Here is a 15,512-nt window from a genome sequence, read left to right as displayed (position 1 = left end):
TTACGCGCTCTTGGCCATAGCCGGCTGCCTGGCGAAAAGCTGGCGAAATACCGGGTAGATATCGGCCGGAGCGGCGATGCGCCTCATCTGGAAGTTCGGCCATTTTTGCTCGACGGCGCTATAGGCGCGCCAGAGCGAGGTGCCATTTTCGGTCGAGCCGAAAATATGACTTTCGCGTTCGTCGATGATCTCCACATAGGCGAAATACTGGCACAGGCGCATGAGCTTGCCATGGAGCAGTTCTATGCAGCGCTGCGAGTCGGTGGCGAAATTGTCACCATCCGAAGCCTGGGCGGCATAGATGTTCCACTCCGTGGCCGGATAGCGTTGTTCTATGATGCGTTGCATTTCCTCCAGCGCGGTGGAAACAACCGTGCCTCCGCTTTGCGTGCAGTAGAAGAATGTCTCTTCGTCCACCTCCTGGGCCTCGTGCGTGTGGCGGATGAAGACGATCTCCGTGCGCTCATAGCGTCGGGTCAGGAACAGGTGCAGCAGAACGAAGAAGCGCTTGGCCAAATCCTTCTCGCGCTCGCCCATCGACCCGGAGACGTCCATCAGGCAGAACATGACGGCGCTGGCATTCGGCACCGGCTGCGGGTCGAAGCGATTGAAGCGGATGTCGACGGGATCGACAAAGGCAATACGCTTTCGGCGGCGCTCCAGCCGCTCGAGTTCCTCCCGCAAAGTCAAGATGCGTTCGCGGGTCGCGGCGTTTGGCGGCTTCGATTCCAGTTTGGCGAGCTGCTGGAGGATCGCATCCAGCTCCGGCTGCTTTGGGCGCCCAAGCGCGATACGGCGGGCGTGGCTGTTTCGCATCGTGCGCCCGACATTAATGTTGGTCGGTGATCCTGTTGCCGCGAAACCTGCCCGCCTTGGCTTGAATGCGAGTATCTGCTTGAGATTGAGCTTGACTAGATCCGGCAGTTCGAGATCCTCGAAAAAGAGGTCGAGAACTTCCTCGCGCGAAAGCACGAAGCGAAAGTCGTCCTCGGATGCCGTGTTTCCCGGCGACGAGGAACCTGCGCCGCCCTGCCCGGGTTTGGGCACCAGGTCACCGGGAATGAACGTCCTGTTTCCTGGCAGGATGTGCTGGCGCTGGCCACTGTCCCTGGCATCGCTGAAGGTCGGTTCGCTGGTGCCTCTGTGAGGCATCGGCACGGCATGCCCGCTGTCCACATCGGCGATCCGGCCCGTCCTTATCTGGTCACGGATGCTCCGCTTGAGTTCTTCCCGCGCGCGCCTGAGAAAGCGCTGGCGATTGCCCAGGTTCTTGTCCTTCGGATTGAGGCGGCGGTCGATGAAGATCGGCATGGAACCATCCGGGCTTTTCTCAGCCCGCCTTGTTCACGCGCATGTACCAGTCGACCAGCCGCCGTACCTGCCGCTCGGTGTAGCCGCGTTGCACCATGCGCTGCACGAATTCATTGTGCCGCTTTTCCGTGACGCTGTCCTGCTTGGAGCCGAAACTGATCACCGGCAGAAGATCTTCGACCTGGCCGAACATGCGCTTCTCGATGACCTCGCGCAGCTTTTCGTAGCTTGTCCATGACGGGTTGCGGCCGTGGTTGCGTGCCCGGGCACGCAGCGTGAACTTGACCACTTCGTTGCGGAAATCCTTGGGGTTGGCGATGCCGGCCGGTTTTTCGACCTGCGACAACTCCTTGTCCAATATCTCGCGATTGAGGATCTGGCCCGTATCGGGATCCTTGTAGTCCTGATCTTCGATCCAGGCATCGGCATAGGCGATGTAGCGGTCGAATAGGTTCTGGCCATACTCGCTGTATGATTCCAGATAGGCCTTCTGGATCTCGTGGCCGATGAACTCGGCATAGCGCGTCGCCAGTTCCGACTTGATGAATTCGAGATAGCTCGCTTCCGTCTCCTTTGGGAACTGCTCGCGCTTGATCGCCTCTTCCAGGATGTACATCAGGTGCACGGGATCCGCCGCGACCTCGTTGGTGTCGTAGTTGAATGTCTGCGACAGGATCTTGAAGGCGAAGCGCGTGCTTACGCCGGTCATGCCCTCGTCGACGCCGGCGGCGTCGCGATATTCCTGAACCGACTTGGCCCGGGGGTCGACCTCCTTGAGGTTTTCGCCGTCATAGGCGCGCATCTTGGTGTAGAGCGGCGAATTGTCGTGCTCGGCAAGACGGGTCGAGACCGTGAACCGGCTGAGAATATCCAGCACTTCAGGTGCGCAGGGGCTGCCGGCCAGCTCGCTCTCGCGCAACAGTTTCTCGTAAATATGCCTCTCCTCGGTGATCCGAAGGCAATACGGCACCTTGACCACGAGGATGCGGTCGAGAAAGGCCTCGTTGTTCTTGTTGTTCTTGAACTGTTGCCATTCCGATTCGTTGGAATGGGCAACGATGATGCCCTGATAGGGGAATGCGCCGAAATTCTCGGTGCCGTTGTAGCTGCCTTCCTGGGTCGCCGTCAGCAGCGGATGCAGGACCTTGATGGGCGCCTTGAACATCTCGACGAATTCGAGCAGGCCTTGCGTGGTCCGGTTCAGCCCGCCGCTGTAGGAATAAGCGTCCGGATCGGACTGGCTGAAATCCTCCAATTGCCTGATGTCGACCTTGCCAACCAGAGCCGAGACATCCTGATTGTTCTCGTCGCCAGGCTCAGTCTTGGCTATAGCGATCTGGCGCAGCCGCGAGGGCATCAACTTCACCACGCTGAATTTGGAAATGTCGCCAGACAATTCATCAAGCCGCTTGGCCGCCCAGGGCGAGATAATGCCGTTGAGGCGACGCCGGGCTATGCCGTATTTGTCCTCCAGCAGGTCGCCCATGCGATCGGGATGGAACAGGCCGAGCGGCGATTCGAAAATCGGACTGATCTGATTGCCGGCCTTAAGCGTGTAGATCGGGCGTTCCTCCATCAGTTTCTTCAGCCGTTCGGCCAGGGAGGACTTGCCGCCGCCGACAGGCCCGAGGAGATAGAGGATCTGCTTGCGCTCCTCGAGCCCTTGGGACGCATAGCGGAAATAGCCGGCGATGCGCTCGATCGTATCCTCCATTCCGTAGAAATCGGAGAAGGTGGGATACACCTTGACCGTGCGGTTGGAGAAAATGCGGCCGAGCCGCTCGTCCTTGCTGGTGTCGACCAGGTTCGGCTCGCCGATTGCCTCGACCATCCGTTCCGGCGCCGAGGCATACATTGACTTGTCTTCCCGGCAGGCAAGGAGATACTGCTGGAGGCTTATTTCCTCCTGGCCCGCGTTTGCATAAATCTCCGAAAACAGATCGAAGACGTCGGACTGGTTCTCACCCATGATGGTTGCCCTCAGAGCCATTCTGGCTGCCGCCCGGCTCATCTCATTCAACTACCGGGATGCATTGTGGTTCCCTCCACATTGGAGAGAGAGCGTGTATCTGCATCGAACTTGGACAGCACACAGTTACAATGCTCGTCTGATATCTCAGGTGGTGATGGCCAGAGGAGACCGTCAAGGGCAAATATCGATTTCGTGAACCGAACGGCAAAGCGAGTGCATTGATGCGGCTGGTACGGTGTTGAATCAGATCGTTGAGCACTCCCAAGTCTAACGGGATGCTCGTGGTGCGTGCGGGCATTCCTCGTCTACATATCGGGCCCAACGATCGGGAGATTGCGATGATCGATCGACGAGGCCTTATTCTGGTCTCCGCGGCGGCGATGTTGCCATTGGGCACATCGGCCGCATGGGGCCAGCGCCAACCCGTGCCGACAACCTTCGATTACGGGCCGGCCAAGCTCGATATCTATGCGCCGGATGGCGCACGCGGATTGCCGGTCGTCTTCTTCGTCCATGGCGGCGCCTGGCGCTCCGGCAAGCGCTCGCAGGTCAACGCGAAGCCGGCCTTCCTGCTCGCCAACGGGTTTTGCCTGGTCTCCATCGACTATCGCATGCTGCCCGAAGCGGAGGTCGCCACCCAGGCCGACGATGTCGAAAAGGCCTATGCCTATGTCCGCGCCAACATTGCCCGGCATGGCGGCGATGCCAGGCGGATCGTGGCCATGGGCCATTCGGCCGGTTGCCACCTCGTTGCGCTGACCGGCATGCGTGGCGGTCTACCGGGTGTCGCCGCGCTGCTTCTCGACGACACCAGGGCCTATGACCTCACCGCGCTTGCCAGGAATGGCGGCATGGCGGGGGCCTATGCGCGGGCCTTCCCCGATCCCGCGCAATGGGCGGCGTTGTCGCCGGCCAGTTATGTAGATGGCCGCAAGCACCCACCGACCTTCATCGCCTACTCAGGCGCTTCGGGCCGGGACGGGGACTCCAAGGCGTTCGCCGAGCGCTTGCGCGCCACCGGCACCAAGGTGACGCTGTTCGACGGCAGCGCCTATACGCACATGTCGATCAACCGCGATTTCGGCGAGGATGGCGACGCCTTGACCGGGGCGGCACTGGCATTCCTGAAATCGGCGGTTGGGTGATTGCGGCATCGAAACGGAGCTCTGAACGTCACCGCGAGGAGCGAGGAGGACCGGCCTACCAGCGCGTCTTTTCGCCGGGAGCCGCCGGTTCGATCGCCAGCGCGTGCAGGCCAGCCTTCAATTCGTCGGCCAAAAGCGCGTTGACCGCGCGGTGGCGCTCGATGCGGCTCATGCCGGCAAAATCCTGCGAAACAATGCGGACGCGGAAATGCGTCTCGCCGGTGCCGTCGAACGTAGCCTGGTGGCCGGATTCCACATGATGATGGCCGGCGTGCAGATGGCTTTCGTTGATGACGACCAGCCGCTCCGGCGAAAATGCCTTGCTCAACTTGTCTTCCATGGTTGCCTGTATGGACATTGCCGTCTCCCTTCACCACATATCGCCAGCGGGATCGCGGAAGCCGAACCGACTTCGTTGCATGTCGCGCTTCAACAAAATCGGTCCTTCGCCTGCTTTATGCCGCGATTCAGCGGTTAGGGCGATCATCGCGAAAATGTCAATTCTTGTTTCGCATCTGCGAACGCCCCATAAATGGGTTAGATGAAGCCGTATCCCAAATATTTCGAGAAGATCCGCATCCGCCAGGAGAAGGACGCGGAGCTGAAGTCGCACGCGCCGATCTGCCAGTGGGATGGCTGCAAGGAGGCGGGCACCCATCGCGCTCCGGTCGGGCGCATGAAGGAGGGCGAGTATTTCCGCTTCTGCTTCGATCATGTGCGCGAGTACAACAAGGGCTTCAACTATTTTTCCGGCGTTCCGGACACCGAGGTCGCCCGTTTCCAGAAGGAGGCGATGACCGGCCATCGGCCGACCTGGAAGATGGGCGTCAACGGCGCCTCGACGCGCTCGTCTCCCGATATGGCGCAGATGCGCTCCGGCCGCGCCGGCTACTACAACCGGATGCGCGACCCGTTCGACCTGTTCAAGGGGCCGAAGGATCCCCGGGAGGTGCGCGAGCGCAAGGCCAAGCCGCTTGAGGCCAAGGCGCTGGAAACGCTTGGCCTTGATACAAAGGCGACTGGCAAGGAGATCAAGGCGCGCTATAAGGAACTGGTGAAGCGTCACCATCCGGATGCGAATGGCGGCGACAGAGGTTCGGAAGACCGGTTCCGCGATGTGCTCCAGGCCTATCGCGTGCTCAAGCAGGCGGGTTTGTGCTGAGCGACCCAACGGTTCGTGTCGTTTTCCAACTTTCATAAGGGTGGAAAAGGCTCTAAGACCGCCCCCGGAGAAAATCGATTGCCGGCGAAATCAGTCGTTTCGCCCGTGGAGACGTGGATAGAGATGAACAAGGTCGATCGCGACATCGCCAACCTGCCCGACACCACGGTGTCGGTGAAGGACAAATTCGGCTTCGACTCCAAGATGGTGGTGCCGGCCTATTCGGTCACCAGCGAACATGTGCCCGACATCGATCCCGACTATCTTTTCGACAAGGCGACGACGATGGCGATCCTCGCCGGCTTCGCCTACAACCGGCGCGTCATGGTCTCGGGCTATCACGGCACCGGCAAATCGACCCACATCGAGCAGGTCGCGGCCCGCCTCAACTGGCCTTGCGTGCGCGTCAATCTCGACAGCCATGTCAGCCGCATCGACCTCGTCGGCAAGGACGCGATCGTGGTCAAGGACGGCTTGCAGATCACCGAATTCCGCGACGGTATCCTGCCTTGGGCTTATCAGCACAATGTGGCGCTGTGCTTCGACGAATATGACGCCGGCCGTCCGGACGTGATGTTCGTGATCCAGCGCGTGCTGGAATCGTCTGGTCGGCTGACGCTGCTCGACCAGAGCCGCGTCATCCGTCCGCATCCGGCGTTCCGGCTGTTCTCGACCGCCAACACGGTCGGGTTGGGCGACACCACCGGCCTCTACCACGGCACCCAGCAGATCAACCAGGCGCAGATGGACCGCTGGTCGATCGTCACCACGCTGAACTACCTGCCGCACGACAACGAGGTGAACATCGTGCTGGCCAAGGCCAAGCACTATCGCGACGGCAAGGGCAAGGACATCGTCAACAAGATGGTGCGCGTCGCCGACATGACGCGCTCGGCCTTCATCAATGGCGATCTGTCGACCGTGATGAGCCCGCGTACCGTCATCACCTGGGCCGAGAATGCCGAGATCTTCGGCAATATCGGCATGGCGTTCCGGCTGACCTTCCTCAACAAATGCGACGAACTGGAGCGCTCGGTGGTGGCCGAGTTCTACCAGCGCGCCTTCGGCGAGGATCTGCCGGAGAGCGCCGCCAATGTGGTGCTGGGCTAAGCAGAGCCTCGATGGCGGGTCCGGGCGACAATACGCGCAACAAGTCGAAGACGGGCTCTGAAGCCGACAGCTTCAAGCGCGCCGTCACCGTCTGCATGCGCGCCATCGCCGGCGACAAGGAGCTGGAAGTCGGCTTCGCCAAGGACCGCCCGGCGCTCGCAGGCAGCCGCGCCCGGCTGCCGGAATTGCCCAAGAAGGCGTCCAAGACCGACATAGCCATCACCCGCGGCCTCGGCGATTCCATGGCGCTCAAGCGCGCCTGCCATGACGTGCGCATCCACAGCAGACTGGCGCCGGAAGGCAAGGCGGCCCGCGCCATCTACGACGCGGTCGAGCAGGCGCGCGTCGAGGCGATCGGCAGCCGCGCCATGCAAGGGGTCGCCGACAATATAGGCTCGATGCTGGAGGACAAATACGCCAAGGCCAATCTCGTCGACGTCAAGGACAAGGCCGACGCCCCGATCGAGGAGGCGCTGGCGCTGATGGTGCGCGAGAAGCTGACCGGCCGGCCGATCCCCAAGAGCGGCGAGCGGCTGGTCGAGCTCTGGCGCCCCTGGGTAGAGGAAAAGGCCAGCGCCGACCTCGACGGGCTGTCGTCCAAGCTCGACGACCAGCAGGCCTTCGCCCGCGTCGTGCGCGATATGCTCGCCTCCATGGAAATGGCCGAGGAACTCGGCGACGATCAGGAGACCGAAGACTCAGAGGACAATGACGATAACCAGCCGCAAGGCGAGGAACAGAGCGAGGAAGGCGGCGAGGACGATTCCGGCTCCGAACAGTCGCAGTCCGAGGATGCCGAGGCTTCCGCTGACGACGAGCAGTCGGCCGAGACCGAAGCCTCCGACGCCACTGCCGACGATTTGTCCGACGATGACGATGCCGATGCCGAGACGCCCGGCGAGGCGCGCCGCAATGACAACCCTTTCACCAACCTGCCGAAGGAGATCGATTACAAGGTCTTCACGTCAGCTTTCGACGAGACGGTCGGGGCGGAGGAGCTTTGCGAGGAAGAAGAACTCGACCGGCTGCGCGCTTTCCTCGACAAGCAACTCGCCAACCTGTCCGGCGTCGTCGGCCGGCTGGCCAACCGTTTGCAGCGCCGCCTGATGGCGCAGCAGAACCGGTCGTGGGATTTCGACCTGGAAGAGGGCTATCTCGACCCGGCACGGTTGGTGCGCGTCGTCATCGATCCGATGCAGCCGCTGTCTTTCAAGCAGGAGCGCGACACCAAATTCCGCGACACGGTGGTGACGCTGGTGCTCGACAATTCGGGGTCCATGCGCGGCCGGCCGATCACCGTGGCCGCCACCTGCGCCGACATTCTGGCGCGCACGCTGGAACGCTGCGGCGTTTCGGTCGAGATTTTGGGCTTCACCACGCGCGCCTGGAAAGGCGGGCAGGCCCGCGAGAAGTGGCTGAAGGACGGCAAGCCGCCGAATCCGGGCCGGCTGAACGACCTGCGCCACATCATCTACAAGTCGGCCGACCATCCCTGGCGGCGGGCACGGCGCAATCTCGGACTGATGATGCGCGAGGGCCTGCTCAAGGAAAACATCGACGGCGAGGCGCTGCTGTGGGCGCATAACCGGCTGATCGCCCGACCCGAACAGCGCAAGATCCTGATGATGATCTCCGACGGCGCGCCGGTCGACGATTCGACACTGTCGGTCAATCCGGGCAATTATCTCGAGCGCCATCTGCGCGCCGTCATCGAGCTGATCGAGACGCGCTCGCCGGTCGAGCTGCTTGCCATCGGCATCGGCCATGACGTCACCCGCTATTACCGGCGCGCCGTCACCATTGTCGATGCCGAGGAACTGGCCGGCGCCATGACCGAGCAATTGGCTTCGCTGTTCGCCGAGGAAAGCGCACGCGATACGCGGCGCGGCGGCATGCGGCGCGCCGGATGATCTTTTCGCACGGCGGATTTCGACAAGCACTTTTCGCCGCCATCGCCCTGTTTGCCGGTGCAGCCCCGGTGCCATCCAGTTCGGCCGGCGCGACCTCGGTTGAACCGGTCGAGGTCTTAGCCCGCCCGATCACCGAATTCCGTATAGGCCGTGCCGACAAGCAATTCGGTCCGCTCGAATTCGTCGGCGGGCTGGAGATGACGTCGCCGTCGCGCGATTTCGGCGCGCTGTCGGCCTTCCGTTTCCTGAAAGGCGGTCGCGACTTCGTCGGCGTCGCCGATACCGGATTCTGGTTCTTCGGCACCGTGACCCATGATGCGGACAAGCGCCCGTCAGGCATCGGGGACTTCCGCATGGAACAGATGGTCGATGCATCGGGCCAGCCGATCGACGAGAAATCGGAAGTCGATGCCGAGGGGCTTTCCGTCAAGGACGGCATTGCCACCGTGGGTTTCGAGCGCAACCATCGCGTCGCCCAGTTCAAAATTGGCCCCGACGATATGAAGGCGCCGTTCAGGCAGATGGATTTCCTGGTTCCGGCATGGGAGCTGCGCCGGAACCGAGGCTTCGAGACCGTCACCCACGCCAATGCCAATGGCCGCCACCAAGGCGGCCTGGTCGTGGTGTCGGAAAAGAGCTTGGACAAGGCCGGCAACATCTATGCCGCCATCATCGAAGGTCCGCACAAGGGCGTCTTCACCGTCAAGCGCAACGGCGATTTCGATATCACCGATGGGGCTTTCCTGCCGGATGGCGACCTTCTGCTGCTGGAGCGCAGTTTCACGATGGCAGGAGGTCTCAAGATGCGGCTGCGGCGCATTGATGGCGAGACCGTGGAGAAGGGCGCGGTCGCCGACGGTCCGGTGCTGCTGGAAGCCGATATGGGCTACCAGATCGACAATATGGAAGGGCTCGACGTCTGGAAGCGCGAAGACGGCGCGCTGATGGTGTCGCTGATCTCCGACGACAACCACTCGATCCTGCAGCGCAATCTCTATCTGGAATTCATTTTGCACCAGGACTGATTTGGCGCTCCAACTGCGAAGCTGAAGTTGAAGGTATTCAACGCCGGCTTCGATTTGGTCGGCTATTCATCAAATGACGGCGTCCGCTCAGGGTCGCGAGCCGTTGGTGGCGATCCAGATGACATGACGCGCGCCGCGCTTGCCGTTGGCGCGCGTGCTCACCTCCTCGACCGCGAAACCTGCCTGCTTCAGCCGCCGGGTGAAGCCGCTGTCCGGCCCTTGCGACCACACGGCAAGCACGCCGCCGGGCTTCAGTGCGGTGCGCGCTGCCGCCAGACCCTGCAGGCTGTACAGCGCGTCGTTGGATTTGTGAACGATGCCGTCCGGGCCGTTGTCGACATCGAGCAGGATGGCGTCCCAGACCGCGGGCCGGGATCTTATAAACTGCCCGACATCGGCCTCCCGGACGATGACGCGCGGATCGTCGAGACAGCCACCAAACAGTTCGGCCATCGGCCCTCGCGCCCACGCGATGACCGCCGGCACCAACTCCGCGACAGTGATTTCGGCATTCTCGCCCAACTCGGCGAGAGCGGCGCGCAGCGTAAAACCCATGCCAAGCCCGCCGATCAGCATTCTCGGCTGTCTGCGGCCGGCGATCCTCCGACAGGAGAGCCTGGCCAACGCTTCTTCCGAGCCGCTGAGGCGGCTGTTCATCAACTCGTTGGTGCCCAGCATGATCGAGAATTCGGAACCGCGCCGCTTGAGCCGAAGCTCCTGCGCGCCATCCGGGGTTTTCGCGGAGTCCAGCTGGATCCAGGGAATCACGGCCTAGACCGCAGCAACAGCCGGCTGGCTCCAGCGGGCGGCGAGCAGCCGATAGGGGATCAGTGCCACGACGGCGATGATCAGCTTCACGCTGAGGTCGCCAAGCGCCCAAGAGACCCAACGCATGGCCTCGACCGGCAGCACGCCCATCAGCGGCGCCGTTTCCAGCGCAAAACTGTCGCTTGGGCCAACGAAGGCGAAAGCCGCGGAGAAAGCGACGCTGAAGAACACGACGGTGTCGAACACCGAGCCGACCAGCGTGCCGACGATCGGCGCCCGCCACCAGCTCTGTCGGCGCAGACGGTTGAACACGGTCACGTCTAGCAATTGCGCGGTGAGGAAGGCCGCGCCGGACGCCGCCGCGATGCGCACCAGCCGGTCGGCGGCGGTCTCGAACTCGATGAAACCATGGCGGAACAGGAAGGGCGGCACGAGGACCGAGCAGACCACCGCCGTCATGAAGCCGACAAAGACGATCCGGCGCGCCACGGCAGGCCCGTAGCGGCGGTTGGCAAGGTCCGTGACCAGAAAGGAGAACGGGTAGGTGAACGCGCCCCAGGTGAGCAGGTCGGCCAGCGACAAGCCGCCGATCCGACCCTGCATCGGGAACTGCACGAGGATATTCGATGCCACGACGACAAGCGCCATGGCGGCCACGAAGGGCAGGTATCGCGAGAAGGAAGTCATTTTTTTATCCTGGGTAATGGAACCAGCGGAGCGTCATGCCGAAACCGGATCGCGCTCGCTTTGTTCGAGCATCGGATTTCCGAAACCGCCTTGCGGACGGCGACCCGATGTCCAAGGCCAACAAGAGGTTGGCCAGGGCGGTTGTCCCCCGCCTGAAGGCAGTTTACGCGGCAGCCTGCTCGGCGAGCTTCTTGGCGATCTGCTTCTTCAAGAGGCGCGCGCGCTGCGACAGCTCCTTGACGTCAGCCTTGGCCAGGAAGGCGTCGAGACCGCCGCGATGCTCGACCGAACGCAGCGCGTTGGCGGAAATGCGCAGGCGCACATTCTGGTTCAGCGCTTCCGAAATCAGCGTCACATTGACGAGGTTCGGCAGGAAGCGACGCTTGGTCTTGTTGTTGGCGTGGCTCACATTGTTGCCGGTCTGGACTGCCTTGGCAGTGAGTTCGCAGGTGCGGGACATGGTTCTAACCTTCAGTTCTCTCGGGGACCTGCCAAACCTTCGTGCCCACGCCGGGTGGCGCGCGGTTCTGGTCAAGCGGCCTTATGGAAAAAGTTGGCGTTCCATAGTTGCATTTCGCCCATGCGTCAAGCTCCAGCCTGGCCCAGCGGCATTTCATACTAAGGCCGGAATTCGTCGTATAAGCGGTTCCATAGGGACATGCCAGACCGGAGTTGTCCGCCTCCGGTTGAAATCAAGGATCCGATCGCGCCATGCTTCGCTTGCCCCATGCCCTTGCCGCCGCGCTGGCCGTCGCCTTGCCGTCGGCCGCGACGGCCGCCTCGCCGCAGTCCTTCAGGGGCGAATACACAGTGTCGTTTCTCGGCCTTTCTATCGCGAAATCAAGCTTTTCAAGCCATTATGAGAACGGCGTCTACTCGATCGACGGCAGCGTTTCCGCGGCTGGTCTCGCCAAGCTGTTCGATGACACGCGCGGCACGATCTCGTCCAAGGGTACGATTTCGGGCCAGAAGATGGTGCCGCAGGCGTTCCGCGCGGACTACACTTCCGGCAAGAAAGCCTCCGCCATCGACATTCGTTTTGCCAATGGCAACGTCATCTCGACGACGGTCGTTCCCGCGCCGGAAAAGCGCGATCCCGACAGTTGGGTGCCGCTTGGCGCCGGCGACCTGGCATCGGTGCTCGATCCGATGGCGGCAACCGTCATCCATGCCGGCAACCTCGACAAGGTCTGCGGCCGCACCGTGAGGCTGTATGACGGCGAGATGCGCGCCAACCTGACGCTGAGCTACGCTTCAAAAGGGTCGATCTCGGTGCCCGGCTACAAGGGCGACACGGTCACATGCCGGATGGGTTTCGAGCCGGTGGCGGGCTACCGCAAGGGCCGCAAGGCGCTCAACTACCTCAAGAACAAAAGCCGCATAATGGTGACATTTGCGCCGCTCGGCCAAACCGGGGTATATGCGCCGATCCGCGCGACGGTCGGGACGCAGATCGGCACCTTGACCATCAGCGCCAGGCGTTTCGAAGCAATACAATAAGGCGCCACGCGCGCCGCTGGAGACAGAATGGGGCGCGCGACACTGATCGGCTTTTCGGCCGTCGCCATGTGGGCACTGCTGGCGTTGCTTACGGACGCATCCGGCAAGGTGCCGCCGTTCCTCTTGTCGGCGATCACCTTCTCGATCGGCACCGGGGTCGGGCTTTTCGCGCGCCTTTTCATGCCGGCCGCGGATAAAAGCCAGAGGATACCTCGCCAGGTCTGGGTGATCGGCATTGCCGGCCTTTTCGGCTACCACTTTTTCTACTTCACCGCGCTGCGCAACGCGCCGGCGGTGGAGGCCAGTCTGATCGCCTATCTGTGGCCGCTGCTGATCGTGCTCGGCTCGGCGCTGATGCCGGGCGAGCGGCTGGCCTGGAACCATATCGTGGGCGCGCTGCTTGGCCTTGCCGGCACCGTGCTCATCGTCACCAAGGGCGGCGGCCTCGCCTTCGACGCGCGCTATGCCTTCGGCTACGCCATGGCTGCCGTCTGCGCCGTGCTGTGGTCGTCCTATTCGCTCCTGTCGCGGCGTTTCCCGTCAGTGCCGACCAGCATCGTCACTTGGTTCTGCGCGGCGACCGCGCTGTTGTCGCTTGCCTGCCATCTGGCGCTGGAAGAGACGGTGCTGCCCGCGAGTGCCGGGCAATGGCTTGCCGTGCTCGGGCTCGGCCTGATGCCAGTGGGGGCAGCCTTCTATGCCTGGGATGTCGGCGTCAAGCGCGGCAATATCCAGGTGCTGGGCGCGGCAAGCTATGCCGCGCCGCTCCTGTCGACGCTGGTGTTGATCGCGGCCGGCGTCGCCGAGCCGTCGCTGCGCATTGTCGCGGCCTGCGTGCTCATCACCGGGGGGGCCGCACTTGCGGCAAAGTCGCTGCTCCTGCGCAAACCCACCGAAAGCGGAGCCGGGGCATCCGAAAACGGAGCCGGTGCATCCGAAGGCGGAGCCCGGGCGTGACGATGCCGTTTCCAGGCGGCATCGACGCCAACGCCAATGCGACGCTGATCTTTTCGCTGGTGGCGGCGGTTGTCTACGCCTTCACATCAGGCATGGCGCCGACGCTCGCCCGTTCGGCGGCAAAAACGCTCGCCGTGGCCATGCTTGCCGTGCTGGCGGCGATGCAGGGCGGGCCGCTGCTACTGGTCGCCGCTCTTGCGCTGAGCGCCATCGGCGACGCCTTCCTGTCGCGGGATGGCGAAAAGATGTTTCTGGGCGGGCTGGGCAGCTTTCTCGCCGCGCATATCGTCTACGTCGTGCTGTTCCTGCGCAGCGGCGGGGGGATGGGAGTGCTGGGGGCCGAACCTTGGCGCGCGGCAATCGCACTTGCGATGGCGGTATTCGTTATTCTCATGCTGGCGGCGCTGTGGCGCCGCGTCGGCCCGGCCCTGCGAGCGCCGATCGCGGGCTATGTCGCGGCCATCCTCGCCATGGGCATTTCGGCGCTGACGACGAGCAGTGCCGCTGTTATCGGCGGTGCCGTGCTGTTCATCGCGTCCGACGCGCTGCTGGCCACGGAACGCTTCCTGGCGGCCGCCATTTCGCCACATCGCGCCTGGATGCGTTTGGCGGTCTGGGTGCTTTACTACGCCGCGCAGCTCGTGATCACGCTTGGTTTCCTGCTGCGCTAAGGGTTTCCGGCTGCGTCAGAGCTGTTTAGGCCGCCAACCAGGCTCCGCCAGTTCAAACGCCGCAAAGTCGAAGCCCGGCGCCACGGTGCAGCCGACCAGGGTCCACTCGCCCAGGCTGCGCGCCGATTGCCACCAGCCCGCCGGCACGACGATTTGCGGCCGCTCGCCGGCCGCAAGCTCGATGCCGAGCACCTGCTCGATCACCCGGTTAGCCTTTGGGCCGCCTTCTTCCCATATCGACAGCGCCAGCGGCGCGCCGGCGTAGAAGTGCCAGGCCTCGGCTGCATCCCTGACGCGATGCCAGGCGGAAACCTGGCCCTGCTCCAGCAGAAAATAGATCGCCGTCGAGTGGCCTCGAGCTCCGCCGCCACCGTCGCGAAAGGTTTCCGTGTACCAGCCGCCTTCCGGATGCGGCTTCATGCCAAGGATGGCGATGATTTCTGCGGAACTCGTCATGGTTTCGACCAGTGTCGCTTGGCCTAAAAATTATCCTTGCGCTTGCGAATCTCGGCAAAAACCTCGACGTCCGACGCCTTCTCCATGCCGAGATGCCTGCGGATTGCCGGATCATGCCAGCGCAGGAAAGGGTTGGTCGACAATTCCTCGCCGATCGTGGTCGGCAGCGTCGGCTTGTTATCGGCGCGCAGCGCTTCAATTTTTGCCGCGCGTTCCTTCAATGCCGAATTGGTCCGGTCGACGCTCAGCGCGAAACGGGCGTTGGCGAGCGTGTATTCGTGCCCGCAATAGATCACGGTCGCGGCAGGCAGTGCCGCGAGCTTCTTCAGGGATCCATACATCACCGGCGGCTTGCATTCGAACAGCCGCCCGCAGCCGAGCGCGAACAGCGTGTCGGCGGTGAACGCCACTTTCGATGCCGGCAGGTGATAGGAGACGTGGCCGGCGGTGTGGCCGGGGGTGGCGATCACTTCAATGCGCTCCTCGCCGAGATGCAGGATCGAACCGTCCTCGACAGTGTCGTCAATGCCGGGAATCTTGGCCTTTTCGGCTTCGGGACCCACGATGCGCAGCTTGAAGCGCTGCTTCAGCGCCAGATTGGCCTCGACATGGTCGGCATGGTGATGCGTGGTCAGGATCATCGTCGGCGTCCAGCCGGTGCGCTTGACCGCAGCCAGGATCGCCGCTTCTTCCGGCGCATCGATAAGCGCGGTCTGACCGCTTTTGGGGTCATGCACCAGCACGCCGAAATTGTCGCTGCGGCACATGAACTGTTCGATTTCGACCGCCATCGCATCTCTCCATCTTTCGCCGCAGACATAGGACGCCGACGCGCGGA

The 15,512-nt window shown here is 62.8% G+C and carries 16 protein-coding genes; 8 read left to right on the top strand and 8 right to left on the bottom strand.

The genetic code is table 11. The features are described from left to right. The gene (locus FJ986_RS26460) at window positions 1–1,311 is read right to left on the bottom strand and encodes a YeaH/YhbH family protein (RefSeq protein ID WP_140500757.1); all 1,311 of its coding nucleotides are present in this window, start codon (window positions 1,309–1,311) and stop codon (window positions 1–3) included. A gap of 19 nt (window positions 1,312–1,330) precedes the next feature. Next, a complete protein-coding gene (locus FJ986_RS26455; RefSeq protein ID WP_140500854.1) occupies window positions 1,331–3,280 on the bottom strand; it encodes a PrkA family serine protein kinase in 1,950 nt (649 codons plus the stop codon). A gap of 341 nt (window positions 3,281–3,621) precedes the next feature. On the opposite strand from FJ986_RS26455, the gene FJ986_RS26450 reads away from it, so the two are divergent. Next, on the top strand, window positions 3,622–4,428 hold the full coding sequence (locus FJ986_RS26450; RefSeq protein WP_140664817.1) for an alpha/beta hydrolase: 807 nt from the start codon (window positions 3,622–3,624) through the stop codon (window positions 4,426–4,428). Window positions 4,429–4,483: 55 nt separating this feature from the next. Here FJ986_RS26450 and FJ986_RS26445 read toward each other — a convergent pair whose 3' ends face one another. Further along, window positions 4,484–4,786, bottom strand: a complete 303-nt coding sequence (locus FJ986_RS26445) for a BolA family protein (RefSeq protein ID WP_140560160.1) — start codon at window positions 4,784–4,786, stop codon at window positions 4,484–4,486. A 183-nt stretch (window positions 4,787–4,969) separates the two neighbouring features. On the opposite strand from FJ986_RS26445, the gene FJ986_RS26440 reads away from it, so the two are divergent. The 4 genes from FJ986_RS26440 to FJ986_RS26425 all read left to right on the top strand — a co-directional run bounded on the left by FJ986_RS26440 (window position 4,970) and on the right by FJ986_RS26425 (window position 9,635). Beyond that, a complete protein-coding gene (locus tag FJ986_RS26440; protein ID WP_140500760.1) occupies window positions 4,970–5,590 on the top strand; it encodes a J domain-containing protein in 621 nt (206 codons plus the stop codon). 123 nt (window positions 5,591–5,713) lie between these two features. Further along, window positions 5,714–6,700 (top strand): cobaltochelatase subunit CobS, encoded by a 987-nt coding sequence (gene cobS, locus FJ986_RS26435; RefSeq protein WP_140500761.1) that lies wholly within the window; start codon window positions 5,714–5,716, stop codon window positions 6,698–6,700. A gap of 11 nt (window positions 6,701–6,711) precedes the next feature. Beyond that, window positions 6,712–8,610, top strand: a complete 1,899-nt coding sequence (gene cobT, locus FJ986_RS26430) for a cobaltochelatase subunit CobT (RefSeq protein ID WP_140525765.1) — start codon at window positions 6,712–6,714, stop codon at window positions 8,608–8,610. Further along, window positions 8,607–9,635: an esterase-like activity of phytase family protein gene (locus FJ986_RS26425; protein ID WP_140500763.1), complete on the top strand. Its 1,029-nt coding sequence runs from the start codon at window positions 8,607–8,609 to the stop codon at window positions 9,633–9,635. The genes cobT and FJ986_RS26425 overlap by 4 nt, the downstream gene beginning before the upstream one ends. 87 nt (window positions 9,636–9,722) lie before the next feature. Here FJ986_RS26425 and FJ986_RS26420 read toward each other — a convergent pair whose 3' ends face one another. The 3 genes from FJ986_RS26420 to rpmB all read right to left on the bottom strand — a co-directional run bounded on the left by FJ986_RS26420 (window position 9,723) and on the right by rpmB (window position 11,550). Continuing rightward, a complete protein-coding gene (locus FJ986_RS26420) occupies window positions 9,723–10,403 on the bottom strand; it encodes a hypothetical protein (protein ID WP_140500764.1) in 681 nt (226 codons plus the stop codon). A 3-nt stretch (window positions 10,404–10,406) separates the two neighbouring features. Beyond that, a complete protein-coding gene (locus tag FJ986_RS26415) occupies window positions 10,407–11,090 on the bottom strand; it encodes a queuosine precursor transporter (RefSeq protein ID WP_140500765.1) in 684 nt (227 codons plus the stop codon). A gap of 163 nt (window positions 11,091–11,253) precedes the next feature. After that, the gene (gene rpmB, locus FJ986_RS26410; protein ID WP_140500766.1) at window positions 11,254–11,550 is read right to left on the bottom strand and encodes a 50S ribosomal protein L28; all 297 of its coding nucleotides are present in this window, start codon (window positions 11,548–11,550) and stop codon (window positions 11,254–11,256) included. A gap of 251 nt (window positions 11,551–11,801) precedes the next feature. Between rpmB and FJ986_RS26405 the strand changes: the two genes are divergently transcribed. Genes FJ986_RS26405 through FJ986_RS26395 form a run of 3 tightly spaced genes read left to right on the top strand, consistent with a single transcriptional unit; the run spans window position 11,802 to window position 14,218 of the window. Next, window positions 11,802–12,590: a DUF3108 domain-containing protein gene (locus FJ986_RS26405; protein ID WP_140676378.1), complete on the top strand. Its 789-nt coding sequence runs from the start codon at window positions 11,802–11,804 to the stop codon at window positions 12,588–12,590. 27 nt (window positions 12,591–12,617) lie between these two features. Continuing rightward, window positions 12,618–13,547 (top strand): EamA family transporter, encoded by a 930-nt coding sequence (locus FJ986_RS26400; RefSeq protein ID WP_140676375.1) that lies wholly within the window; start codon window positions 12,618–12,620, stop codon window positions 13,545–13,547. After that, window positions 13,544–14,218: a lysoplasmalogenase family protein gene (locus FJ986_RS26395; protein ID WP_140676372.1), complete on the top strand. Its 675-nt coding sequence runs from the start codon at window positions 13,544–13,546 to the stop codon at window positions 14,216–14,218. Before FJ986_RS26400 ends, FJ986_RS26395 begins: the two co-directional genes overlap by 4 nt. 15 nt (window positions 14,219–14,233) lie before the next feature. Here FJ986_RS26395 and FJ986_RS26390 read toward each other — a convergent pair whose 3' ends face one another. Continuing rightward, complete coding sequence (locus FJ986_RS26390) at window positions 14,234–14,674, bottom strand: cupin domain-containing protein (protein WP_140513900.1); 441 nt, start codon at window positions 14,672–14,674, stop codon at window positions 14,234–14,236. 23 nt (window positions 14,675–14,697) lie between these two features. Next, window positions 14,698–15,465 (bottom strand): hydroxyacylglutathione hydrolase, encoded by a 768-nt coding sequence (gene gloB / locus FJ986_RS26385; protein ID WP_140560165.1) that lies wholly within the window; start codon window positions 15,463–15,465, stop codon window positions 14,698–14,700. Between the last annotated feature and the right edge of the window lie 47 nt (window positions 15,466–15,512).

Source organism: Mesorhizobium sp. B1-1-1 (assembly GCF_006442955.1).
Lineage (GTDB): Bacteria > Pseudomonadota > Alphaproteobacteria > Rhizobiales > Rhizobiaceae > Mesorhizobium.
The sequence above is the reverse complement of the archived record's forward strand: the minus strand, read 5'-3'. Positions and strand labels throughout refer to the sequence as shown.

What these genes read in the sequence shown, in the direction of transcription:
- FJ986_RS26450 (WP_140664817.1), top strand. Translation starts at nt 3,622, where the DNA reads ATGATCGATCGACGAGGCCTTATTCTGGTCTCCGCGGCGGCGATGTTG.
- FJ986_RS26460 (WP_140500757.1), bottom strand. Translation starts at nt 1,311, where the DNA reads ATGCCGATCTTCATCGACCGCCGCCTCAATCCGAAGGACAAGAACCTG.
- gloB (WP_140560165.1), bottom strand. Translation starts at nt 15,465, where the DNA reads ATGGCGGTCGAAATCGAACAGTTCATGTGCCGCAGCGACAATTTCGGC.
- FJ986_RS26415 (WP_140500765.1), bottom strand. Translation starts at nt 11,090, where the DNA reads ATGACTTCCTTCTCGCGATACCTGCCCTTCGTGGCCGCCATGGCGCTT.
- FJ986_RS26390 (WP_140513900.1), bottom strand. Translation starts at nt 14,674, where the DNA reads ATGACGAGTTCCGCAGAAATCATCGCCATCCTTGGCATGAAGCCGCAT.
- FJ986_RS26405 (WP_140676378.1), top strand. Translation starts at nt 11,802, where the DNA reads ATGCTTCGCTTGCCCCATGCCCTTGCCGCCGCGCTGGCCGTCGCCTTG.
- FJ986_RS26400 (WP_140676375.1), top strand. Translation starts at nt 12,618, where the DNA reads ATGGGGCGCGCGACACTGATCGGCTTTTCGGCCGTCGCCATGTGGGCA.
- FJ986_RS26455 (WP_140500854.1), bottom strand. Translation starts at nt 3,280, where the DNA reads ATGGGTGAGAACCAGTCCGACGTCTTCGATCTGTTTTCGGAGATTTAT.
- cobT (WP_140525765.1), top strand. Translation starts at nt 6,712, where the DNA reads ATGGCGGGTCCGGGCGACAATACGCGCAACAAGTCGAAGACGGGCTCT.
- FJ986_RS26440 (WP_140500760.1), top strand. Translation starts at nt 4,970, where the DNA reads ATGAAGCCGTATCCCAAATATTTCGAGAAGATCCGCATCCGCCAGGAG.
- FJ986_RS26445 (WP_140560160.1), bottom strand. Translation starts at nt 4,786, where the DNA reads ATGTCCATACAGGCAACCATGGAAGACAAGTTGAGCAAGGCATTTTCG.
- cobS (WP_140500761.1), top strand. Translation starts at nt 5,714, where the DNA reads ATGAACAAGGTCGATCGCGACATCGCCAACCTGCCCGACACCACGGTG.
- rpmB (WP_140500766.1), bottom strand. Translation starts at nt 11,550, where the DNA reads ATGTCCCGCACCTGCGAACTCACTGCCAAGGCAGTCCAGACCGGCAAC.
- FJ986_RS26425 (WP_140500763.1), top strand. Translation starts at nt 8,607, where the DNA reads ATGATCTTTTCGCACGGCGGATTTCGACAAGCACTTTTCGCCGCCATC.